Source organism: Novipirellula methanifontis (genome assembly GCF_052161655.1).
Classification (GTDB): Bacteria; Planctomycetota; Planctomycetia; order Pirellulales; family Pirellulaceae; genus Novipirellula.
Window position 1 is genome coordinate 10,248,947 of the sequence record NZ_CP197418.1, and the last position, 22,579, is coordinate 10,271,525.

Annotated in this window: 16 protein-coding genes and 1 tRNA gene; 12 read left to right on the forward strand and 5 right to left on the reverse strand. The window is 54.9% G+C overall.

Going from position 1 to position 22,579, the window contains the following annotated elements:
• The first annotated feature begins 99 nt into the window (after positions 1-99).
• Complete coding sequence (locus tag SH528x_RS36380; RefSeq protein ID WP_442508310.1) at positions 100-2,895, forward strand: hypothetical protein; 2,796 nt, start codon at positions 100-102, stop codon at positions 2,893-2,895.
• Between the two features lie 28 nt (positions 2,896-2,923).
• On the opposite strand, the gene SH528x_RS36385 is transcribed toward SH528x_RS36380, so the two are convergent.
• Positions 2,924-3,784 carry a hypothetical protein gene (locus SH528x_RS36385; protein ID WP_442508311.1) on the reverse strand — a complete coding sequence of 287 codons (861 nt, stop codon included), beginning with the start codon at positions 3,782-3,784 and terminating at the stop codon, positions 2,924-2,926.
• A 42-nt stretch (positions 3,785-3,826) separates the two neighbouring features.
• Between SH528x_RS36385 and SH528x_RS36390 the strand changes: the two genes are divergently transcribed.
• From SH528x_RS36390 to SH528x_RS36415, 6 genes are all read left to right on the forward strand, one after another.
• Positions 3,827-4,627 carry a hypothetical protein gene (locus tag SH528x_RS36390; RefSeq protein ID WP_442508312.1) on the forward strand — a complete coding sequence of 267 codons (801 nt, stop codon included), beginning with the start codon at positions 3,827-3,829 and terminating at the stop codon, positions 4,625-4,627.
• Between the two features lie 121 nt (positions 4,628-4,748).
• Positions 4,749-5,603, forward strand: a complete 855-nt coding sequence (locus tag SH528x_RS36395) for a hypothetical protein (RefSeq protein WP_442508313.1) — start codon at positions 4,749-4,751, stop codon at positions 5,601-5,603.
• Positions 5,603-6,346: a uracil-DNA glycosylase family protein gene (locus SH528x_RS36400; protein WP_442508314.1), complete on the forward strand. Its 744-nt coding sequence runs from the start codon at positions 5,603-5,605 to the stop codon at positions 6,344-6,346. Before SH528x_RS36395 ends, SH528x_RS36400 begins: the two co-directional genes overlap by 1 nt.
• Positions 6,347-6,529: 183 nt before the next feature.
• Positions 6,530-7,879 carry a dihydroorotase gene (locus SH528x_RS36405; RefSeq protein WP_442508315.1) on the forward strand — a complete coding sequence of 450 codons (1,350 nt, stop codon included), beginning with the start codon at positions 6,530-6,532 and terminating at the stop codon, positions 7,877-7,879.
• A 14-nt stretch (positions 7,880-7,893) separates the two neighbouring features.
• A complete protein-coding gene (locus SH528x_RS36410; RefSeq protein WP_442508316.1) occupies positions 7,894-8,601 on the forward strand; it encodes a 3-keto-disaccharide hydrolase in 708 nt (235 codons plus the stop codon).
• Positions 8,602-8,610: 9 nt separating this feature from the next.
• Positions 8,611-8,925 (forward strand): thioredoxin family protein, encoded by a 315-nt coding sequence (locus tag SH528x_RS36415; RefSeq protein ID WP_442508317.1) that lies wholly within the window; start codon positions 8,611-8,613, stop codon positions 8,923-8,925.
• Between the two features lie 70 nt (positions 8,926-8,995).
• Here the strand turns inward: SH528x_RS36415 and SH528x_RS36420 are convergent, their stop codons facing one another.
• The 3 genes from SH528x_RS36420 to argJ all read right to left on the reverse strand — a co-directional run bounded on the left by SH528x_RS36420 (position 8,996) and on the right by argJ (position 14,107).
• Complete coding sequence (locus tag SH528x_RS36420) at positions 8,996-9,667, reverse strand: SGNH/GDSL hydrolase family protein (protein WP_442508318.1); 672 nt, start codon at positions 9,665-9,667, stop codon at positions 8,996-8,998.
• Positions 9,668-10,503: 836 nt separating this feature from the next.
• Complete coding sequence (locus SH528x_RS36425; RefSeq protein ID WP_442512242.1) at positions 10,504-12,741, reverse strand: NADP-dependent isocitrate dehydrogenase; 2,238 nt, start codon at positions 12,739-12,741, stop codon at positions 10,504-10,506.
• 172 nt (positions 12,742-12,913) lie between these two features.
• Entirely contained in the window at positions 12,914-14,107 is a 1,194-nt protein-coding gene (gene argJ / locus SH528x_RS36430; protein ID WP_442508319.1) for a bifunctional glutamate N-acetyltransferase/amino-acid acetyltransferase ArgJ, read from the reverse strand.
• Between the two features lie 193 nt (positions 14,108-14,300).
• Between argJ and SH528x_RS36435 the strand changes: the two genes are divergently transcribed.
• Positions 14,301-15,341 (forward strand): ABC transporter ATP-binding protein, encoded by a 1,041-nt coding sequence (locus SH528x_RS36435; protein ID WP_442512243.1) that lies wholly within the window; start codon positions 14,301-14,303, stop codon positions 15,339-15,341.
• Positions 15,338-16,303 carry an ABC transporter permease subunit gene (locus SH528x_RS36440; RefSeq protein WP_442508320.1) on the forward strand — a complete coding sequence of 322 codons (966 nt, stop codon included), beginning with the start codon at positions 15,338-15,340 and terminating at the stop codon, positions 16,301-16,303. The genes SH528x_RS36435 and SH528x_RS36440 overlap by 4 nt, the downstream gene beginning before the upstream one ends.
• A 224-nt stretch (positions 16,304-16,527) precedes the next feature.
• Here the strand turns inward: SH528x_RS36440 and SH528x_RS36445 are convergent, their stop codons facing one another.
• The gene (locus tag SH528x_RS36445) at positions 16,528-17,862 is read right to left on the reverse strand and encodes a 3-keto-disaccharide hydrolase (RefSeq protein ID WP_442508321.1); all 1,335 of its coding nucleotides are present in this window, start codon (positions 17,860-17,862) and stop codon (positions 16,528-16,530) included.
• Positions 17,863-18,124: 262 nt separating this feature from the next.
• Between SH528x_RS36445 and SH528x_RS36450 the strand changes: the two genes are divergently transcribed.
• From SH528x_RS36450 to SH528x_RS36460, 3 genes are all read left to right on the forward strand, one after another.
• Positions 18,125-19,666 (forward strand): sulfatase family protein, encoded by a 1,542-nt coding sequence (locus SH528x_RS36450; protein WP_442508322.1) that lies wholly within the window; start codon positions 18,125-18,127, stop codon positions 19,664-19,666.
• 458 nt (positions 19,667-20,124) lie between these two features.
• Positions 20,125-20,197: transfer RNA gene (locus SH528x_RS36455), tRNA-Ala, on the forward strand.
• A 225-nt stretch (positions 20,198-20,422) separates the two neighbouring features.
• Complete coding sequence (locus tag SH528x_RS36460; protein WP_442508323.1) at positions 20,423-22,024, forward strand: hypothetical protein; 1,602 nt, start codon at positions 20,423-20,425, stop codon at positions 22,022-22,024.
• Positions 22,025-22,579: the final 555 nt, after the last annotated feature.

Here is a 22,579-nt window from a genome sequence, read left to right on the forward strand (position 1 = left end):
CTATCCTGTTGCTGAGTCGGTCTTAATAATGGAACTTCGCTGCCATTATCACCCAAGAAACCAGGGTGACGACCCCAAGCAGATAAAGAAAAATTACCCATGAAATATTGCTCCCCAACGATTTTGGCCGATCTTCCGACGGTCTCACGCTACCGTAACACGGCCGCAGGCCGGCGGATCCCCACCCACATCGCCCCCCCATTGGCGTGCCTCGCAGCGTTACTGGTGCTAGCGATCCCCTCGGCCGCAACGGCCCAACAAGTTCTCGCTTCGGCCCAGGCGGGCGAGCCATTTGGCGTGGCCACGATTGAGATTCCGTTGGCCGCGGGGGTTCCGATTGAGTCGCTGCCACCGCTTCGCGTCACCGATGCACAGCGCCGCGTGTTCTATCCGGTGGGTCAAGAGATTCGGCAAAAACTGGTTCCGCCATCGGAGCGTCCGGTTCCCGAGGCAGGCCAAGGCCGCTTGCTTCGCCGTGTCGGAAGTTTGATCCGCGAGATCACCAGCAAGGACCAACCGACCGAAGAAACGGTCGCGCGACGGATCTCGTTCCTGTTCCAAGGCAACGAACCGATTGTGGTTGCACTGAGCGATACCAGCGGCGTGATCGGCGAATATCAATTGAATCCGGAATCCAATCCCGCAACGCATGCTCAACTATTGAACCAGTGGTGGACCGACTACACCGCAGCCGCCAAAACACGAATTGACGCTGGAGATTATCCGCCGTGGGTTGAGACCTATTTAGTGGCGATGCTATCAGGCCGTTTGCATCTTCCCATGCCTGCTTGGTTCACGACCGAGAGCGAAACCGAAGATACGCTGGTGTCGACACTGAAATTGATGGCGGGTGCCGAGCAAGCGACCGAGGCGATGTTTCGCCAAGCTGCGATGGGACAACCTCTCGCACCGGACATGAGCCGAGTCGTCTCGGTCCCCGCCGCCCCGCGCTGGACCCAGCCGATTCCGAACCCCGCCGATGCAAACGACAACACCGCGATCGAGCCGCTGGCGACGCGAGTGCCGCCGGAGTGTTTCTATATTCGCTATGGGTCGTTCGAGAACTATTTGTGGTTTCGTGATCTCTCCGAAGAATACGGTGGCGATGTATCGCGAATGGTCACGTTAAGAGGTTTCCGCAGCCCAGGAACCAAGGCCATCGAAACGCAATTGAATCTGGAAATGAATCAATTATCGCGAATGTTGGGGCCAACCGTGATCGACGACCAAGCGATCATCGGTCGTGATATGTATTTGAATGACGGAGCCACGTTGGGAGTGTTGTTCAAAGTCAAGAACGCGTTCTTGTTCCGCACCTCGCTGCAAAATGATCGAGCGACACGAGCGAAATCAGACGACGCGATCGAACTTGGCGACACCACCATCGCTGGCAAAACCGTTTCGCTGCTGCAAAGTGCCGACAATCGCGTGCGTTCGTTTATGGTCGAAGATGGCGAGTACATCCTGGTCACCAACAGCGAAACAATGGCCAAACGTTTTCTCGAGGTCGGCGAAAGTGGGCAATCCCTCGCGGCGACCTCGGAATTCCGACTCGCTCGGCGATTGATGCCGATCGAGCGTCAAGATTCACTGTTTGCCTACTTTTCACCTCAGATGCTGCAAGGTTTGGTGTCACCCGAATATCTGATCGAGCTGCGGCGACGGATCGACGCGAAATCGGACGTGACCTTGGTACAGCTGGCCAAACTAGCCGCTACAGCCGAAGGGTCCCCGACCGCATCGATTGACGAATTGATCCAACGCGGCTACCTGCCCAACAACTTTAGCCAACGTTCGGACGCCAGCGGGATCGTGGAACTCGGCGATAGCGTGATCGATACTCGACGCGGCGCTCGCGGGACGTTTTTGCCGATCGCCGACATCGAACTACAAAACGTGACAGCCGAAGAAGCGTTGTGGTACTCGCGCATCGCGGCGAGCTACACCTCACGATTTCCGCATATGGACCCGATCATGGCCGGCGTGCAGCGGGAAACGGTTTTTGCCGGTGGCGATCAAAACGCCACCGTCGAACGGCTCGCCATCCATGCTGAGATTGCTCCTTGGTCGCCCGCTCAATACGGCAAATATGCTCAGCAATTGGGACCACCGACACGAGTCGCGATGCAATTTGCCCCGGATGATATCGTCGCGGTCCAAGCTCACGTGGCATCGGAACAGTTGGGTCCCCCAACGCATCTGTTTGCTGCGATCAAAGACTCGGTGCCGCCGAATCCCGATGACTTCGACGGCTTGATCAAGACCTATCGTGCACTGAAACAGTTGCCGGGTTACATCGGCGCGTGGCCATCACCGGGAGTGATCGATCGATTGCCGCTCGGACTCGGCCGTGGCACTCCGGTCGGTCCGGGGATGAGCCGCTTGATTGGCGGAATCTATCGCTACACCGGAGGCGGGTTCAGCGTGTTGTCGTTTTACCCTGATCTATTAACTGCGAGTTTGCCGTTTTTGGCTTCGATCGAGGTCGAAGACGCAGCACAACTTCGCGGCCGAATCGGAAACTTGCGAGGCAGTCAACTCGAAGGCTGGGTGACGAACCAGTTGTACCAACGATCGGCAACCAGCAGTTTGGCTGGAGCCGATTTCCTGGGCATGTTGTCACGCCAATTGCGAGTACCGCCAGCCGATGCACTCGCAGCCACGCAGGATATTTTTGCGACGGATCTACAGTGCACGCTCGGCGGCGAATACCAATTCCTGCCCCAAGTGGATCAATGGCAGAGCACGGCATGGCATGGCACACAACCGCCCATGAACTCGCCGTTGGACTATGCTCATCCGATCATGCAGTGGTTTCGCGGCGGTCAATTCACGTTGACTCAGTACGACGACCGATTGGTGGTCGATGCGATCGTCGATGCGGCGAGAAAATAGCCGTTGTCGATTTCATTTCGTTGTCGGTTTAATTTGCCGTGTCGCGATCGGTGGTTGTTCCAGTGATCGCGGCATGTTGTGCGGCCGAGCGACCAGCAAAACTGGCGACGGCAAACGTGAACAGAAAACCGACAAACACCATCAGGTAATACAGCACGTACAGAAAAAACAGATCATTCCACTCGATGGGGAATTCAAACTCCGTGGCAAAAATCGCCATCGCGAAACTGCCCAAAAACAGCACGAATCCCACCAGGATCACTCGCGCCAATCCGCCGCGAGACGTGACCAGTAGCATCGCTTGGCTGAGCAGTGCGGTGGCGACGGGGATAGTCAACCAGATCCCGATCAGCACCGGCCAGTAGAGCTCGGCTCGAATCGGGGGTAGAAAGTCGCGGGCTGATGTCAACAGCAACGCAAACGCGGTCGTGATCGCGATCAGGTCGCCGATCGAAAATTGACGTCGTTTCCGCTGGCTTGACTCTCGCGTATCGTTCCATCGGGGGACGGCAATCCACGCAAACACGACGTTTTGACTTAAAACGACTCCTACCATATCAACCAAGGTCGATAGCCAAGGGTCATCACTGAACGTGAGCCAGAACAAGGTGACGCCGACCAGCACCAGTGCGACTTGCAATCCGTACCGCATCGCAGTTCGTTGTACCGCCGACGTGATCCAACAACTCGCCGCGATGCAGCCCAGCCAGCTGCCGACAACGAAACAGCGAATGGCAAAGTTGATTTCGTGGCTCTCGGTTAATCCAGGTGTTGGATCCGCCATCAGCCATGATGCGACAATCATTGCCAGTGCCCAGCCGCCCAGAATTACCAGCGCCCTTCGATTTAACAGCGGAATCAAGTAGGTTTGCTGTTTTCCGGCTTCCACTTGGCATTCCCACGGTTTGGTTTGAGAGAGCGAACTTGAAACATGGATGGTACCACTGAACCGATCATCGCGGTGCTTGGGCACCCGATTGCCGGAAATCCGTCACAGCTTGCGATCGAACGGGCCTTTGAGGCAATGAAGCTCGATTGGCGAGTGATGTCATTTGATATCACTCCGGAAAACCTGCCTGCTGCCCTGCACGGACTTGAAGTGCTCGGGGTCCGCGGAATTCTGCTAGGCATGAATTTGATCCGTGAAGCGGCTCAGTGGGCCGCCGGCCATATGCCCGATCACCCCGGCCCGGCGGTATTGGACTGTTTCTATCGTGACCCGATTGCCCGTTCGAGTCTACATGGCTCCCCTCCCCAAAGCTCAGGCCTGCTTGGATTTGACGCCGAAAGTCAATGGATTTCGGCTCAGATCCATGCCCATCTCGCGGCCAAGCAGGACGATTCGGCTGTTTCCGCGTGGGTCATCGGCGAAATCGGCCGCGACCTCGACTCGCTGTTTCCCGAACCGTTTCGCGAACCGCTGAAACAGTCTTTGCTCGAGTCCAATACCCCTTCGATTCCCGAGGCCGATGTAATTCTGATTGGCCAGATCGATGCAGATGCAGTGGCACTGGAAATCGAAGACGCATCCGCCATGAACCCATCGTGTCTGGTCGTCGACCTAAGTAACAGCGAAGCGGTAGCCGATGCCCTCGCGGATTTCGAAGCCACTATCATCAACATCGACCAGCGGCGAGTCGGTATGATTTGTCAATGTATCGAGAAGTGGACGGGAATCGCTCCGCCCGAAGACATCGTGATCGATGCAATCGAAGAATACATGGCCGTGTAATGAGATACGCTTCTAGCCTTGTCATGTGGGATAGGCTTCCAGCCTGTCATCTCCCGCAGGACAGGCTACCAGCCTTGTCATTCGGAGCGTCCCTTCCTTTTCTGGCTTTTCTGCGAGACGTATGCGAATGAACGAGACAACCGACTACGTCGAGAGAAAGCCGCACGATCTACTGCGACTGCGTGATGACCGCATCGTCGAAACAGTCGCGATGCTTCAAGTGCGAATCGACGAGCGATTTCCTAATTGTGGACTCGGCAAGCTGTGCGGGCAACTTCACCAAGTCTCACTGCAAGCGGCATCGCGATCGGCCTGGATTGGGCGTCCGATCTTGTGGATTCGCGCCGTCGGTTACCTGCTAGCGGCCAGTCTATTGGCGATTTTGATTTTCTACGGAGCGCTCGTCGTTCGCTTGGAACCCGACGAGGTCAGCCCGATGGACTTTATCCAAACCTTAGACGCCGGCATCAACGGTGCCGTGTTTCTTGGCATCGCTTTGTACTTTTTGATCAGTTTGGAAACGCGGATTAAACGCAAACGAGCGTTAGCGGCGGTTCACGAATTACGGTCGATCGCCCACATCATCGACATGCATCAATTGACTAAAGATCCCGAACGGATTTTACAAAACTGGCAGGCCACCGATCACTCGCCCAAATACAACATGACGCCGTTCTTGCTCGGTCGCTACCTGGACTATTGCAGCGAAATGTTATCGTTGGTCGGCAAGATCGCGGCATTGTACGTCGAACGATTCGACGACGCTCATTCAGTCGCCGCCGTCACCGAGATCGAACAACTAAGCACCAGTATGAGCCGCAAAATCTGGCAAAAGATCATGGTTTTGTCTCAGTCGCGTGACCTGTTTGATGCCTCCGACTTAGAACCACCGGCGATCCCCGCCCCCGCAATCCCCGACCCGGCAACCTCCAACACAGAACTCGAACCCACTTCCGAAGGACCTGCGACTCTCTGATGGCTAAAAAGAAAACGAGTATTCGCGATTCCGTGATCACTGCTGCCAAGCAACTCCGCGACGATGTCGATTCACTATCGTTTTCCGAGCCGGTAACGCATGTCTACAATCCCCTGCGTTACGCTTGGAAGGGGCACCAAGCCTATCTGGAACATGTCAACAATAAGGGAGTGGAAGTCGTCTTCTTGGGCATGAACCCCGGACCGTGGGGGATGGCTCAAACCGGAGTGCCGTTTGGGGAGATCGACTCGGTCAAAAATTGGATGGGGATTAATGTCCCCGTCGATCGTCCTGAAAATGAACACCCCAAACGGCCTGTCGAAGGATTCGATTGTGTCAAGAGCGAAGTAAGTGGCCGAAGGTTGTGGGGATTGTTCCGCGAGCGGTTTGAGACTGCGGATCTGTTTTTCAAAGACCACTTCGTCCTGAATTATTGTCCGTTGGTGTTCATGGAAGAATCGGCCCGCAATCGTACGCCCGACAAACTGCCAGTCGCCGAACGCGAGTCGCTCAACGAGGTCTGTGACGCGCACCTGCAACGATTGCTCGAACTACTCGATCCAACCTACGTCGTGGGTGTCGGTGCGTATGCCGAAGGGTGCTTGAAGCGATCACTCGAGGCAATCAGTAGCGAGGCGCAGCTTTCGCGGATTCTTCACCCCAGTCCCGCGTCGCCAGCAGCAAACAAAGACTGGGCTGGCACCGCATCAAAACAGCTCAAAGAAGCCGGCATCTGGAAGTGAGCCGTGGGCCGTAAGGCACCGGGTAATATGCGGAACCCGGCCGCTCACGCGTCACGGCTCACCAACACACCCCGCTACGCTGCGCATTTGCTTGGTCCGGCACTCCCAACTCCCAACTCCTCACTAAGACTGTTATCCTGACGGTAACTCACTTGCTGTTTCTCGATTCCGCTTGGAAGCCCTATGTCCCGCACCCTTTTTCAAAATGCCAACGTTGTTCTCGCTGACTCGATCCGCACGGGATCGGTGCTGATCGAAGACGGCAAGATCATGGACGTCGATGCCGGCTCGCATGTTCAAGCGGACGAAGTGGTCGATTGCAGTGGTCGTCACTTGCTGCCGGGCGTGATCGACGACCAAGTCCATTTTCGTGATCCCGGTTTGACGCACAAAGAGGACCTTGAAACCGCATCGCGTGCCTGTGCCGCCGGCGGGGTCACCTCGTTCCTCGAGATGCCCAACACCAAACCGCCTGCGATCACGCTGGCCGGGGTTCGTGACAAAGAAGCGATCGCGGCTGAAAAATCACGAGTCAATTACGGGTTCTACATCGGTGCCACTCCGGACAACGTCGCCGAACTGCAACAGGCCACGGACGTTCCGGGAATCAAAATCTTTATCGGCAGCAGCACCGGCAATCTGCTTGTTGACGAGCAAGCGGCATTGGAACGAATCTTTGCCGAGACTGACTTGCCCATTTGCGCCCACTGTGAAGACGAAGCCACCGTGCGTGCGAACGCCGAGCGGCTGGCCGGAACCACGGACATCACCGACCACTCACGCATTCGCGACGAGAACGCCGCAGTGATCGCGACCAAGCGAGCGACCGAATTGGCCCGTCGCCACAAGCATCGCTTCCACGTGCTACATGTATCGACCGCCGCCGAGCTACCGCTGCTTGCCGATCCCTCGCCCTACATCACGGCCGAGATCTGTTTGCACCACGTCTTCTTTAACGTCGACGACTACGGACGGCTCGGCAGCCGCATCCAAATGAACCCGTCGATCAAGACCAAGGCGGACAACGAAGGTCTTTGGCAAGGACTGCTCGATGGAACGATCCAGGTGATCGCGACCGATCACGCTCCACACACACTCGAAGAAAAATCGCAGCCCTATCCTCAGAGTCCATCGGGTCTGCCAGCAGTCGAAAACAGCTTGGCACTGATGCTCGATCAAACTGGCGCAGGCCGCTGCACGCTGAATCAAGTCGCGTCGTGGATGAGCGACGCCCCCGCTCGAGTGTGGGGCATGGTCGGCAAAGGCCGGATCGAAGCGGGCTATGACGCCGATTTGGTGTTGGTCGACATGAACGAAAAACGCACGATTCGCGATGCTCAGCAGCATACAAAATCCCGCTGGAGCCCCTGGGACGGAGAAACACTACAAGGATGGCCGATTGCGACTTATGTCCACGGGCACTGCGTTTGGAATACAATACGCGGGTTCGACGAAACCTTCCGCGGAACCAAATTGCGGTTTGACCATAGCCGAGGTGGCTTTTGGAACACCGTCGATGGCATTGGAACCTAACAAGAGATAACCCTATGAAACGATTTGCAGCCTGTTTGTTCACGACCCTTCTGCTGGCACCCTCGTTCACGTTTGCCGAGGACGATACCAAGGCGACCGAGACCGCCAGCGACTCGACCATACTGTTTGACGGTAAAAACATCGACGGCTGGAAAGGCCGCGAGGATCTATGGAGTGTCGAAGACGGCCAGATTGTCGGCCGCACCACCGACACCGATCCGATCGACGCCAATACGTTTTTGATCTGGAAGGGAGACGTCCCCGAAGACTTTGAACTGACTGCTTGGTTCAAAATCGAAAGCGGAAACTCGGGAATCCAATACCGCAGCAAAGTCGTTGACGAAGACAAATTTATCGTTGGGGGTTATCAAGCCGATGTCGATTTCACCAACAAGTTCGCTGGCATTCTGTACGAAGAAAAGGGCCGCGGCATCTTGGCCCAGCGTGGACACCGGGTCACGATCGGGGCAGACGGCAAAAAGAAAGATGAAACGTTCGCCGATGGCGAAGAGCTGGCCAACGCGATTCATCCCGGCCAATGGAACGAATTTCGTGTTGTCGCCAAAGGCAACCGACTGCAACACTTCATCAACGGCACGATGACGGCCGAAGTGATCGACGAGCAAACCGAGAAATCGTCATCGGATGGCGTGATCGCGTTGCAATTGCATCGTGGCCCCGCGATGACGGTCCGCTTCAAAAACATCGCGTTGCGGAAGTAAGGTTTCACGATGGTGAAGAAAGTGACTGAGTCGACGTTCGATCGCGAAGTGCTTGATGCCAATGTTCCGGTGCTCGTCGATTTCTACTCCGATAGCTGCGCGCCCTGCCGAAAAATGGCTCCGCAACTGAACAAGTTGCATTCGGAAGCCAAAGGCCGCTACAAGGTGGTCAAAGTCGACACCGAAGCAGACGACGAGTTAGCGAACGAGTACCGAGTCACCTCACTGCCAACGTTGATCGTATTCACTCGCGGCCGAGCGACCAAACGGCTCGTCGGCCTGCAAGATAAAATCTCGCTGATGATGGCACTCGGCTTGGTCTGATAGGTTAGTCGATCATCGCCGCCTCGATTAAAATCGACGTCCCAAGCGAAAGACGACCCCAAGTCTATTTTTAATCCGTCGCGATCAGCGGGCGGACCACTTTGCCGATATGTTTTGCCAGAATCGCAACACCCTCGGGCGATGGATGAACCCCATCAGAGCTGAGCCAGTTAGGCTCGTCTAACAAAATCTGGTTCAGATCGACGACGGCAACCTTGCGTTCACGAGCCACTTGCAATGCGGCTTCTCGATACTGTTGCAACAGTTGATCGAGTCCACCGGCGCGATCAAACACCGCCTTGTCGTGACGTGTGAAATAGGGCTCGTGATTGATCGGAGGAACGGTGCACAAGACCACCTGCGCCTGTTGCTTCTGGCACGCATCGATCATTTCATGTAGATTCGCCGAGTATTTTTCCAGCGGCACATGAACCTTCGCACTGTCAACGCGACTATCGTTGGTGCCGAAAAAGATCACCACGACATCGGGATTCTTAGACAATACATCTTGGTTCATTCGCCGCAGGGCTTGCGTCGTCGTGTTACCACCGACACCGGCATTGATTGCATCGACACCCAGAAGCGGAGCCAAAATATCAGAGTAACCTCGTTTGGTAATACTATCTCCAAAGCAGACGACTTTGGCACGGACTGGATCATCCGCAAACGTGCAAAGCGAACTCGTCAATGACATGAACACGAAGGCGAGTGGGAAGCCGAGAAATCGAATGGAAGTCATCATGGTGAAGTTTGGGGTACTCGTTTCAGTCGGCTTGTCGATCTTATCGAAATGTCAATGTCCGTCGTGAGCCGAGGGCCGTAAGGCACCGGGTATTGCGTGGGTTTTGCAGTTTCGTGTTTATCATAACCCGAAGCGTGAGTTTTGAAGTTGCGTTATTGTATTCGCGGGCGAGTTGTAGGCCGTAACGAAGCGAAGTCATTGTCGCCCAGCTTTCCAAGCTGGTAGCGTTAAAGTGACCGTGCTGTCGGAATCGCACGTGACTGCTCACCGACGCAACGATCAAACGCGAGGCACGCTGACGGCTTGGAAAGCCGTGCGACAATCGTCGTTGATCGCTCCGTAGTGGATATTGCTAAAGATCCCTCGAGCAACATCCCCCGACCAATGACAGACTGGAATCCGATCCCACACCCCGAAAGTCTTCGCGACTTTCGCTACGAGAGCGTTCGTGTCATCCAAAGTTGCACGCGGCTATTCCCGACGCAACGATCAAACGCGAGGCACGCTGACGGCTTGGAAAGCCGTGCGACAATCGTCGTTGACCGCTCCGTAGTGGATCTTGCTAAAGATCCCTCGAGCAACATCCCCCGACCAATGACAGGCTGGAAGCCGATCCCACAACCCGAAAGTCTTCGCGACTTTCGCTACGAGAGCATTCGCGTCATCCAAAATTGCACGCGGCTATTCCCGAAGCAACGATCAAACGCGAGGCACGCTGACGGCTTGGAAAGCCGTGCGACAATCGTCGTTGTTCGCTCCGTAGTGGATCTTGCTAAAGATCCCTCGAGCAACATCCCCCGACCAATGACAGGCTGGAAGGCCCATTCCGCTGTTGACTAAGCGTTGACTAACTCGTCGATCGCGGCGTTCAGCGTTGCACTTGGTCGCATCACATCGCTGGCCTTCTTGCAATCGGGTTGGTAATAACCACCGATGTCGACCGCCTTGCCCTGCACCGAGTTCAACTCGTCGACAATCTTCGCCTCTTGATCCGACAAGGTTGCTGCAAGCGACTGGAAATGCGACTTCAGCTCCGCGTCCTTGTCTTGTGCGGCAAGTGCCTCCGCCCAATAAAGTGCTAGGTAGAAATGGCTGCCACGATTGTCGATCTCGTTGACTTTACGCGACGGCGATTTGTTCTCCGACAAATACTTGCCGGTTGCCTCGTTCAACGTTTCCGCCAGAACCAAGGCTTTTTGGTTGTTAGCTTTTCCACCAAGGTCCTCAAGCGAAACTGCCAACGCCAAAAATTCGCCAAGTGAATCCCAACGCAGGTGATTCTCTTCGAGCAGCTGTTGAACATGCTTTGGCGCCGATCCGCCCGCCCCGGTTTCAAACAATCCGCCACCCGCCAACAGTGGAACGATCGACAACATCTTGGCACTCGTTCCCAATTCCAAAATCGGGAACAAATCGGTCAGGTAATCACGCAGAACGTTACCGGTCACCGAAATCGTATCGAGCCCATCCTTCGCTCGTTGGCACGACAAACGTGTCGCCTCGACCGGTGACATGATTTGAATATCCAGTCCCGAGGTATCGTGCGACGGCAAATACTCTTTGACCTTGGCGATCAAGTTTGCATCGTGAGCACGGTTTTCATCGAGCCAGAAGATCGCAGTCGATCCCGTCGCGCGAGCACGGCTGACCGCCAATCGCACCCAATCACGAACGGGCAAATCTTTGGTTTGGCACATCCGCCAAATGTCGCCCTGTTCGACGGCATGCTGCATCAGAATTTCGCCCTTGCTGTTGACTACACGTACCGCGCCGTCGCTGGGAATTTCGAATGTCTTGTCGTGCGAACCGTACTCTTCAGCTTTTTGAGCCATCAAGCCAACGTTGGCGACGTTGCCCATCGTGGTGACATCGAACGCACCATTTTCTTTACAGAAATCGATCGTAGCTTGATAAACCCCGCTGTAACAACGATCCGGAATCATTGCCTTGGTGTCACTTAACTTGCCATCAGGACCCCACATTTTGCCGGAGGACCGGATTGCGGCAGGCATCGAAGCATCGATGATCACATCGCTGGGGACATGCAGGTTGGTGATCCCGCGGTCCGAATCGACCATCGCCAGCGGTGGACGTTCACGGTAGACGGCCTCCAGATCTGCCAACACTTCCTGCTTCTTCGCTTCGGACAAAGTTTCTATCTTGGCGTAAACATCGCCGATCCCGTTATTGGGATTCACACCCAATTCGTTAAACAACTCGGCATGCTTTGCAAACACATCTTTAAAGAAAACCTGAACTGCATGACCAAAGATGATCGGGTCGGACACCTTCATCATCGTTGCTTTCATGTGCAACGATAGCAGAATGCCCTGCTTCTTAGCCTCGTCGATTTCACGAGCCAAGAATTCACGCAACGATTTCTTTTGCAGTCGTGACGCGTCGATGATTTCGCCCGCCAACAGCGATAGTTTTTCTTTCAGCACGGTCGTTGTGCCATCCGTACCGACCAATTCGATCCGCACATCGCCCGCTTCGCTCATCACATACGATTGCTCGCTGCCATAGAAATCGCCGTCGCTCATCGAAGCCACGTGAGTCTTGGAATCCGACGCCCATGCACCCATCGAGTGCGGGTTTTGTCTGGCGTATTCCTTTACGGGCGCCGCAACACGACGATCTGAATTGCCTTCGCGAAGAACCGGATTCACGGCACTGCCGAGCACCTTGGCGTAGCGAGCCCGAATCTCCTTTTCCGCATCGGTCTTGGGTTCATCGGGATAATCAGGAATCGCAAAGCCATTTTTTTGCAGTTCCGCGATGGCTGTCTTCAACTGAGGAAGCGAGGCACTGACGTTGGGCAGTTTGATGATGTTAGCTTCGGGCTGCTTCGCCAAGTCACCCAGTTCGGCCAAGGCATCTTGGTATTGCTGGTCCGATTTGAGCACGTCCGAAAAACCAGCCAAGATGCGGCTGGCCAACGAGATGTCTTTGGTTTCGACCGTGATCCCCGCAGCCGATGTGAACGCGCGGATGATCGGCAACAACGAATAAGTCGCCAGTGCTGGCGCTTCGTCCGTGTGGGTATAAACAATTTTTGAAACGTTTTGAGACATCATCTTCCTTCGTTGCATTCGGTAACCGATCGACGTCGCAAGTCGATCGAGCACGGTAAATCGGGGATCAGCTGATGCCCCATCATCGTGTTGAAACCGCTCGAAGGGAAGATGGCCAAATTTAGGTTTTTGGCCGTGATTCTCACACGCAAAGCGTGCCGCGGGGCATCAATTAAGTCGTGTATTCTGAATTGAATCGAACATAATCGGTCGTCAAATCGCTCGACCAATACGTCGCCTGGCCTTCGCCCGAGCCCACACGAAGTTCGACATCAATTTGCGGCTGCCCCTTCATGGTGCGACTAAGTGACGCGGCATCAAAGTCAAGCGGCGTGCCATCTTCGTAGATCGCTTGGCCGCACACCGACAACGAAACCTTGGCCGGTTCCAAAGGCTCACCTGCATATCCGGCGGCCGAAACGATGCGGCCCCAATTCGGATCACCACCCGTGATCGCGCATTTGACCAACGGGCTTGCTGCCACGGTTTTCGCGATCACTTCGGCCGAAGCATCACTCTCGGCTCCAAAAACGTGGATCTGCATCACATGCGTCGCCCCTTCGCCATCGGCAACAAGCTGTTTCGCTAAATTGATCGCTAGCTTCGTCAGTGCCGCCTCGAACTCGGCCAACGCGTCGCCGGAGAGCGGTTCATCGGTGCCACTAGCCAATAGCAACAACGTATCGTTGGTGCTGGTGTGACCATCCACACTGACTCGATTGAAGCTAACGTTTGCGACGCGAGTCAGCATCGCTCGGGCGTCGTTTTGGTCGATCGAAGCATCAGTGCACATCACCGACAACATCGTTGCCATGTTGGGCGCGATCATCCCCGCTCCCTTTGCCATCGCCGCGATCCGGATCGTCTTGCCGCCCAATGTCAATTCACACGTTTCCGTTTTGCGTGCCGCATCCGTGGTGCGAATCGCTTCGGCCGCGTCCACAAAGGCGGCGTCGCTGCTAGCGAGTTTGCCGTGTACCTGTTCGACTCCCGAACGGATTTTGTCCATCGGCAATCGCTTGCCAATCACTCCGGTGCTCATCACCAACACGCCGGATTCGTCGCAGCCAACCAACGAAGCGAGCTGGGCACAGGTGGATTTAGCGTCCTCCATGCCTTGATCGCCGGTACAGGCATTCGCATTGCCGCTGTTCGTCAGCACCGCTCGAATCGCCGCCGAGGGGGTTCGCGAACGTGATAGCACGACTGGCGCGGCGACAATTTTGTTCGTCGTGTAAACGCCCGCAGCAACGACCGGATGATCCGATACAATCAAGGAAATGTCCGGTTTTCCGCTGGCCTTGATTCCGCAAGTCGCACCGGCAAAACGGAAACCACGTGGCAGGAACAGGGGTGAGTCTGACATCTGAAATGCCTGTTAAATTAGTTTGCTATTTTCCATCGCCGAAAGCCGACTTCCTACGATTTGACCTTTGCAAACAATAAAGGGCGTCGTGCTGTACAACAAGCGACCCTGTGAACGCAAATTTGCGTTGTTTCCGAACCCTCGACCACCGCTTCTTCTACCCCTCCATGGCGAGTCCACGCGTTTGAATCCGATCAAAAATCCAATCGCCCCTTGCGCCGATGACCTGCGAAGTACGAAATTGGCCCAAGATCCCGAGCTAGCGGGCGATATCGTGCTGCGCTGCGAAGGACTAGGCAAACGCTATGGCGACTTTGATGCGCTCCGCGATTGCTCGATAAATGTCGGTGCAGGCGACATTTTTGGACTGCTTGGCCCCAACGGAGCCGGAAAAACCACACTGATTCGTCTGCTGCTCGGCTACCTGCACCCAACCCATGGCCGGGCCACGGTGCTCGGAATTGACGCCGAGGGCGACAGCGTTGCGGTCCGTCGCCAAGTCGCCTACCTGCCCGGCGACGCCCGTTTGCCGCGTCACATGCGAGGCGATGGCGTGCTGAAATTTTTTGCCGAAATGCATCCCTACGGCGATCTGCAGCGTAGTCGTGAAGTCGCCGAACTGTTGGAACTTGATCTAAAAACCCGTGTCGCGTTTATGTCGACTGGGATGCGTCAAAAACTCGCACTCGCCGTCGTGCTGGGGCCCCAAACACCGCTGCTGATCTTGGACGAACCGACCGCAAACCTCGACCCCACCGTGCGAACGGCGGTATTACAGTTGGTTCTGGATGCTCGCGACAACGGCCGCACCGTGATCCTGTCGTCGCATGTGCTCAGCGAGATCGAAGACACCTGCAACCGAGTCGCCTTTTTGCGGCGCGGCCGACTGGCTCACGAAATGTGGATGAGCGATCTGTTCCAGCGGCACCGGATGACGGCCATCACCCGCGAAGCGTCCATCGAAGTCCCTGATTCGCTCAAAGGTGCCGTTCACGTTCGCACTCGAGCGTCAAAGCATGCTCACCATCATATTCAAATCGATACCGCAGGCGATCTTGGACCGATTCTCAAATGGATTGATTCTCTCGACTTAAAACAAATTCGCTTTGAACCGTATGGACTTCGCACGGTTTACGAAGCGGTGCACGCAGGCGAACCGGTCGCGACCGCTTTGATCACCGATGCCCCGGTTGCTGAAAACTCGGTCGCTGAGAACTCGGGAGCCAGATCATGATCGACCGCATCTTGCTAAAGAAATATATCGGGCAATCGATTTTGCTGTTTGCCTCGTGTGGATTGGCTCTATTCGCGTTTGCCTGGGTTCGTGTTTGGGTGGTCAGTCTTTTGGACATGGGCCAATTCCAAACGATCTTGGAACAGTTTCGTGAATTTGAAAAGTTTGCACCGATCGAATTCGATTCGCTGTTCACGTATCCCGGTCGCGTCGGAATGACGTACGACGAACCGATCGTCATCTTGTGCATTGTGATTTGGTGCATCTCGCGTGGCAGCGATGTGGTCAGCGGTGAACTGGGCCGCGGGACACTGGAAATGGTGCTTGCACAGCCGATCAGCCGCGCCCGGTTGCTGCTTTCACATGCCACCGTCTCGGTCGTCGGGCTGGCGTTATTGTGCATGTTGGTGTGGGCGGGGATCGGCGCCGGCGTGCAGACGACTAGCGTGAAAGAGACCGTGCCTCCACCGACGATTCGTATTCCCATCATCGAGTTTGATTTTCCGCTGACGATGGGCGAACCCGAGATGCAGACGTTGCAATTGAGCGACCGCGTAGATGTACGAATATTCGCAGCGTCCACGTTTCACCTTTTCGCGTTTGGTTTCTTTCTGCTAGGGCTATCCACGTTGCTGAGCAGCATCGATCGTTATCGCTGGCGAACGATCGGAGTGACCGTCGCGATTTACATTGCCCAGCTCGTGATGCTGGGATTGGGCAAAGCGGCCGAGTCGCTGCAGTTCCTGCTGTCGATGACCTTTTTCAGCTGCTACAAGCCACAAAAGATGACGTCGATGGTCACCAAAGACTCGCTCTACACGCCCTGGACACTGACGCACACGGTGGGCGACACAATGCTGCCGCCACTGGTGTACCCGTTGATCTTGATTGGCTTCGGAGTCGCGTTTTACGCCGCCGCCATCGTTTGTTTCAAACGCCGCGACCTCCCCGCCCCGCTCTAATGTCGCTGATCGCTCCGCGATCATAGATAAATTCGTCATGCATGCCCCCGTAGTGGATCTTGCTCAAGATCCCTCATGCAGGATCTTGAGCAAGATCCACTACACCGGTGTTTGCTTCGTATCTAATGCGAACTTTGCGTGGTTTAGCTGAGCGGCGCGATCGCTTCCAAATCAAAAGGCCCGCGGCTAGCGCCGTCGGCTAACACTGATCAATCTTCCTCGAGCTACTTCACCGCTTCGGCTGGCTTCGCATCCGCTGGCTTGGCTTCTTCTTTGGCCTCCGGCTTCGCCGATTCCTTTTCCGCCTGGGCTTTGTCAGCAGCTGCCTTATCTGCCGCTGCCTTGTCTGCTGCCGCTTTCTCAGCGGCAACCTTCATCTCAGCTTGCTTCTTCTTCTCCGCTTCTTCCTTTTGCTTCTTTTCCTTCAGCTCGCGAGCCTTCTTTTCTTGTTCCTTTTTCTCACGCTCGATCTTCGCTTGCTTTTCTTTTTCTAAAGCTTCAAGTTCTTCTTTGGTCGGGCGAATCGGGAACGTGCCACTGGCCAATCCACGATCGACAATCCACACGTTGCGGAAACGAACCGGATCACCATGGTCTTGGAACAAGGTGGGCAGCAAATTGGGTTCTTCGGGTTTTCCAGCACCGGTCGGTCCTGGCAACTCGACATCATCTTGAATTTTCACACCGTTTAGCCAACTGGTCACGTGAGCGCCACGCATCTTGTTGCCCTCGGCGTCCCAGCGTGCTGCGGTGAACTGGATGTCATAGGTTTGCCAACGCAGTGGCGGATAACACATGTTCAAATCGGGAGTGCGGAAACGGTAAAGCGCTCCACATCCGTTGAAAACTGCCGGGGTGGCGAACGAATCGAGCACCTGGCATTCATAGCGGCCGTGCAAATAGATGCCGCTGTTGCCTCGGGCTTGGTCCAATGCCTCGGGCATGTACGGTAGCCGGAACTCGAGATGCAAGTTGAAATCTTGCATCATCGGTTTGATTTTCGTTCCGTGCATCAACAATTTATCGCTGGTCATTTGACCGTCGATAAACTGGTCCGTCGAAGTGCCATCAAACAGCACGAGCGCTTCTTTGGGCGCCGGGGCGTGCAACGTCGAGCTCTCACGCTCGACTCGCTTCAGTTCACCGATGCGGTTTCCCTTGCGGTCCAAAACCAAGCAGCCATCCTTTTCCACGAACACGGCGTAGGGGCCACCCGAGAGCACGACAAAATCGTCACTGCGACGGCCGATCAACTCAACCGACTCTGTCTTGTGTCCTTCTTCGCCTGGCAAGCCGCCGAGGTACTGAATCGCCTCGAACGTATCGTTGCCGATCGGCCGGATTTGCAGGGCCACGACATTCTTGTCTTCGTTATCCAGCTTGATCGGACCGACAAACTCGCCCATCAGCGAAAAATTGGGTTCCGAATCAGGCGTCTCGGTATAGACGGGGCCCTTCGGACCAGCGGCCATCACGGGGGTGCTTCCGGACAGCAAGCCGTCCGAGATCAGGAGAGCAAAACAGACGCTGGCGAGCGTGTATCGTGACCGAGAGATCATGTTGGTTTCGTTTCTGCGGGGGAGAGAGTTTGCGGGTGAGAGATGTCAGCGGGAAATCGCGATCGGCGATTACGGTCTGCGACCGCTCCTAAAATAGTTGGCTGGTCGCCTGCGGGCTACGGTTTTGCCGCGATTTCTTATTGCAAAACCCATCGTTTTGGCGAATATCCGCTTTACATGGTCGCACCCGGTGATTTGATTCCAGTTAAGATGTTTTGACGAAGAATTCTAGTCTCGGCTCCTCCAACCGACCACACACAGCATGAAATCCACCCTTCTAGCGACCTTATTCGCATTTGTCGCCACTGCGGTAACGCAAGCGGCGGCGCCCCCGAACATCGTCTTCATCTTTACCGACGACCACTGTGAACAAGCTCTCAGTGCCTACGATCCGGCCCGCATCACCACCCCGAACCTCGATCGCATCGCCAAACAAGGCATGCGGTTTGATCGCTGCTACGTCACCAATGCGATCTGTGGCCCCAGCCGAGCGGTGATCCAAACTGGAAAATACAGCCACATCAACGGCTTCAAAACCAATCGCGATCGTTTTAACGGCGACCAGCAAACGTTTCCAAAACTGCTCAAGGCCAACGGCTATCAAACCGCCGTGGTCGGCAAATGGCATCTCGTTTCCACTCCGCAAGGCTACGATTATTACGACGTCTTGAAAGGACAAGGCCCATACTACAATCCGCCGATGCTGACCGCCGGTGCCGATGGCAACCCCGTCACACGGCCTCACACCGGATACACAACCGAGATCATCACCGACAAAACTTTGACGTGGCTCAAAGAGCAACGCGATCCCAACAAACCGTTCATGCTGATGTGCCAACACAAGGCACCGCATCGCAATTGGATGCCCAGTCCTAAATATCTCAACTGGCTCGACGACGTCACGATCCCCGAGCCTGAAACGCTGTGGGACGACTACTCGGGTCGTACCCGATCCGCGGCACGTCAACAGATGACGATCAAGGAACATCTCAATTCCAACGACCTGAAACTGACCGGTTATGGAACGATGAACGCCGAGCAACGCAAGACTTGGGATGCCGCCTATGGACCTAAGAACGAAGCGTACAAAAAGGCGCAAGCCACGATGACGGAGAAAGAGATCATCCAGTGGAAGTATCAACGTTACGTCAAAGATTACCTTCGCTGTGTGAAGAGCGTCGACGACAGTGTCGGCGAGGTGCTGGACTATCTCGACGAAGCGGGTTTGGCGGACAACACCGTTGTTATTTACTCGTCGGATCAAGGTTGGTATTTGGGCGAACATGGTTGGTTCGACAAACGTTGGATGTACGAAGAGTCGCTCAAAACGCCACTGATGGTACGTTGGCCAGGCGTGGTGAAGCCGGGCACGGTTAACAACGACGTTGTGTCAAACCTTGATTACGCCGAAACGTTTTTGGACATCGCCGGAACCGACATCCCCAGCGACATGCAAGGCCGCAGCCTGGTGCCGATTTTCAAAGGCAACACGCCCGCGGATTGGCGAAAGACGTTTTACTATCACTACTACGAAAATCCGGGGGCTCATAATGTCGCACGGCACTATGGTGTCACTAATGGCCGTCACAAGCTGATTCGCTTTTACGCACTCGAGGGCGAGGCGATTGACGATTGGGAATTGTTTGATCTGGAAAAGGATCCAAACGAACTCAACAGCGTCTATGCGAACCCCGAGTACGCCAGCGTCCGAGCAGAGATGGAAACCGAGCTGTCACGGTTACGTAAGCAATATGACGACGAAACCATCGACCCGATCGAGCCCATCCGCAAGCGACGCAAATAGCAAAGCAGTGGACCGCTCGAGTTACCTCTCCCGAGCTTTAGCTCGGGAGAGGTCGAACGGGCCCTTCAGGCCTCGTTCGGGTGAGGGCCGACCGAGCAACTTGGCGGGCACATAGTCGTTGATCGCTCCGCGAACAAAAACCCCCGCTGCGAAACGCTGGAACTCCGTCAGCTCGATCCCCCCATCGGTCGCCCGCCGACCGCCCCTTCACCCTGCGAACTGGCTCCAACTTCGTTGTTGGAGTCTGCTGCGAGGAAGTTCCTCGCGGAAAATCGGAATCGTTTCCTCGCCTCCCCTGTGGCGTCAAATTCAGCAAAGCCGGCGTAATCTGCTCGCCAGATTGGGCCGGTTAGGGTTTTGCGGCGTCCGTGGGCTGATTTTTTGTCGAAGGAAACGAGCGGGACTTGACGAGGGGATGGGGCAGTCAGTACGCTTTGCGACAGACAAAACGACCTTCAGGGGGATTAGCTCAGTTGGGAGAGCGCCTGCATGGCATGCAGGAGGTCATCGGTTCAAGTCCGTTATCCTCCACTCAAAAGCCGCTTGTAAATTCACAAGCGGCTTTTTTCGTGCGCCGAACTCCAGCAATACCAACGGTTTACGGCATTTCCTGATATCCTGCCACTTGTGAGTTCACTGGCGATGTCGGATTCTGTGTCGGATTTTGTGTCGGATTGTGTCGGATTTCAACTTGATAGCGGACACCGGCTAGGCGAGCAGATTTACTACTCACAACTTTCTGAGGAGCCTGCTCAAATGACCAAACGAACCAATCGAGGACGCCTTCCCAATCCTGACCGCCGAGGCTACGTGCGACCGGAAGTCGGCGACAAACGATTCAGCGTCGGCAACATCAGGGATGTGGGCACGTCCGAGATGGAACGGCGACTGGCCGACCTTCGCAACCTGTTTGAACGTCAGTGCCAATATCACGAGATTGACCACTGGGCCGGATCTGTTCTGTCTCACGCCAAGAAGCTGGCAGCAGGTGAACGCTTGGTCCTACGTGTTTCGGACTTTGCTCGCAACAATGAAGGACAAGCCAGCGAAGAAGCTCAGCGACTTCACGAGCTACGAGAACTTGGACTCGATATTGTTGCTGACGATCCTTCTGCCCTTGCTCGTGGAGAGAGAGAACTCAAGGAGCTAGTGGATGCGACTGTTCGAGATACGCTCGCTGAAGCAATGGCGACAGTGGATACACGCTTTGAATCGTTCCCGTCTGACTTGATTGGGGTACTTCGGACGACAGTCCCAAGTGATCCAAGCAAAATCGAAACAAGGACATTCTTTGATGCAATCGATGGCTATCGGCAGTACAGGAAGAAAACGGGAAAGCGAAAAGACAACGGTTTGCCGTCACCATCTGTTCAGAACTACTTGGACATTGCCAAGCGATTCAAAAAGAACATGACCAACTTTCCCATTTGGGAACTGACGGACAAAAACAAGATCGACGAACTCTTTGCGATTTGGCGAACACGCCCGGTTAGCAATCATACGGGCACGCCAATTTCTGCCGATCACGCCAAGCACACAATGGACTGCCTTTGGTCAATTCTTGTCTGGATTGATGAAGAAGGTGACTGGCGGTGGGAGTTACCAAAGGGGTCTAGCAGGATCAAGCGAACTGCTGACTCCTTACATTCAGATCGAAAGAAGAACCAGACTCGGAGAGTTTCTGGTAACACTTACACGCCTGAACAACTTGCTGTCATCGCAGAGCATCTCGATCAATTTGGTAAAATGATCTTGGGACTGTCGGTCAATTGTGCGATGCAGGCGGCTGAGGTTGGGCGACTTGAAGTCAACGACATTTTCGACAGACACCCGAGCACAAATGCTACGGGAAAGTGGGTGATTCTGAATCGTCCCAAGACTGGCGAGTATGGCGAATGGTTGCTGTGGCCCGAAGTTGCGTTTCTAGCAAGGTGGGGACAAGAACGATCTCGTAGGATTGGGTGTGATCGTTTGATTGTTAGCGAGAATGGAGTTCCATGGTATCGGGAAGACTGGAAGAACCCTCAGCAATACTTCTCTCAGTGGTGGCAGGCAAAACCAACAAAGGCAAGTAGAAGAATCGGTGTCGTCACAAGAATTTGTCGAGAGCGAGATGACTTTCCTCGTCACAGCTTCAAGTCAATACGGAAGATTCTCCCGAACCTTGTCCGTCCAAAATTTGGTCGTGAAATCGCTGATCTGATCAACGCTCGTCGAATTGATGGAAGTGGTCGGGTGTCGGGTAAGGATACGGATCGCTATTCCGACCGTCCCTACGAACGAGTTGCTGAGGCACTAACTGACTTGCGAGATCACTTCCAACCATTCTTGGACGCACTCAGATGCGAACCCGAATGAAAAATGTTCTGCAAGAACCGTGACCGGTTGGATGACCGGTCACCGTTGATTGAGACGGGTCATAAGTGGTGTTCCCGGACATCGTGCCGTCCAAGCATCAAAATTGAAGAAAATCGCAATCGTACTTAACTGCGGTTGATGACAATCGTATAATGAAAATGTATTGGGATGAGCTTGTTAGCTCTAGGGCTTCCGCTTCGCCAGCGGTTGCAACAAATGGCAGAAACCGGCCTTGAGCCTGTAAGATGCGTGCGGCGGACTTGTGAGTCCGTCCAGATCGCCGCCATCCTGTGAATAGGGTGAAACCCGACCCCCGTTGTTGGCTCCAACAACGAGGGTATTTTTATGCGCCTGAAGCTCTTTCCGTTCAGTGCCCGTGGAGAATGCGAATCCGCAGTAACCAAGTGGCATGTTGCACCTGCCAAGTGCAAGTCGTGGACCACCAAGTGTGTCTACCACGCTGAGCCAACCCATCTTGGTTTTCTCACTTTCTCACTTCTCAACGAAATGAGAAGTGAGAAATCGGCTTTCGAGCAACTCATAGTGGGAGTCGTT

Bases quoted from the DNA above. Each gene is read 5' to 3' on its own strand.
- SH528x_RS36380 (WP_442508310.1), top strand. From the start codon at position 100: ATGAAATATTGCTCCCCAACGATTTTGGCCGATCTTCCGACGGTCTCA.
- SH528x_RS36390 (WP_442508312.1), top strand. From the start codon at position 3,827: ATGGATGGTACCACTGAACCGATCATCGCGGTGCTTGGGCACCCGATT.
- SH528x_RS36395 (WP_442508313.1), top strand. From the start codon at position 4,749: ATGCGAATGAACGAGACAACCGACTACGTCGAGAGAAAGCCGCACGAT.
- SH528x_RS36400 (WP_442508314.1), top strand. From the start codon at position 5,603: ATGGCTAAAAAGAAAACGAGTATTCGCGATTCCGTGATCACTGCTGCC.
- SH528x_RS36405 (WP_442508315.1), top strand. From the start codon at position 6,530: ATGTCCCGCACCCTTTTTCAAAATGCCAACGTTGTTCTCGCTGACTCG.
- SH528x_RS36410 (WP_442508316.1), top strand. From the start codon at position 7,894: ATGAAACGATTTGCAGCCTGTTTGTTCACGACCCTTCTGCTGGCACCC.
- SH528x_RS36415 (WP_442508317.1), top strand. From the start codon at position 8,611: ATGGTGAAGAAAGTGACTGAGTCGACGTTCGATCGCGAAGTGCTTGAT.
- SH528x_RS36420 (WP_442508318.1), bottom strand. From the start codon at position 9,667: ATGATGACTTCCATTCGATTTCTCGGCTTCCCACTCGCCTTCGTGTTC.
- SH528x_RS36425 (WP_442512242.1), bottom strand. From the start codon at position 12,741: ATGTCTCAAAACGTTTCAAAAATTGTTTATACCCACACGGACGAAGCG.
- argJ (WP_442508319.1), bottom strand. From the start codon at position 14,107: ATGTCAGACTCACCCCTGTTCCTGCCACGTGGTTTCCGTTTTGCCGGT.
- SH528x_RS36440 (WP_442508320.1), top strand. From the start codon at position 15,338: ATGATCGACCGCATCTTGCTAAAGAAATATATCGGGCAATCGATTTTG.
- SH528x_RS36445 (WP_442508321.1), bottom strand. From the start codon at position 17,862: ATGATCTCTCGGTCACGATACACGCTCGCCAGCGTCTGTTTTGCTCTC.
- SH528x_RS36450 (WP_442508322.1), top strand. From the start codon at position 18,125: ATGAAATCCACCCTTCTAGCGACCTTATTCGCATTTGTCGCCACTGCG.
- SH528x_RS36460 (WP_442508323.1), top strand. From the start codon at position 20,423: ATGACCAAACGAACCAATCGAGGACGCCTTCCCAATCCTGACCGCCGA.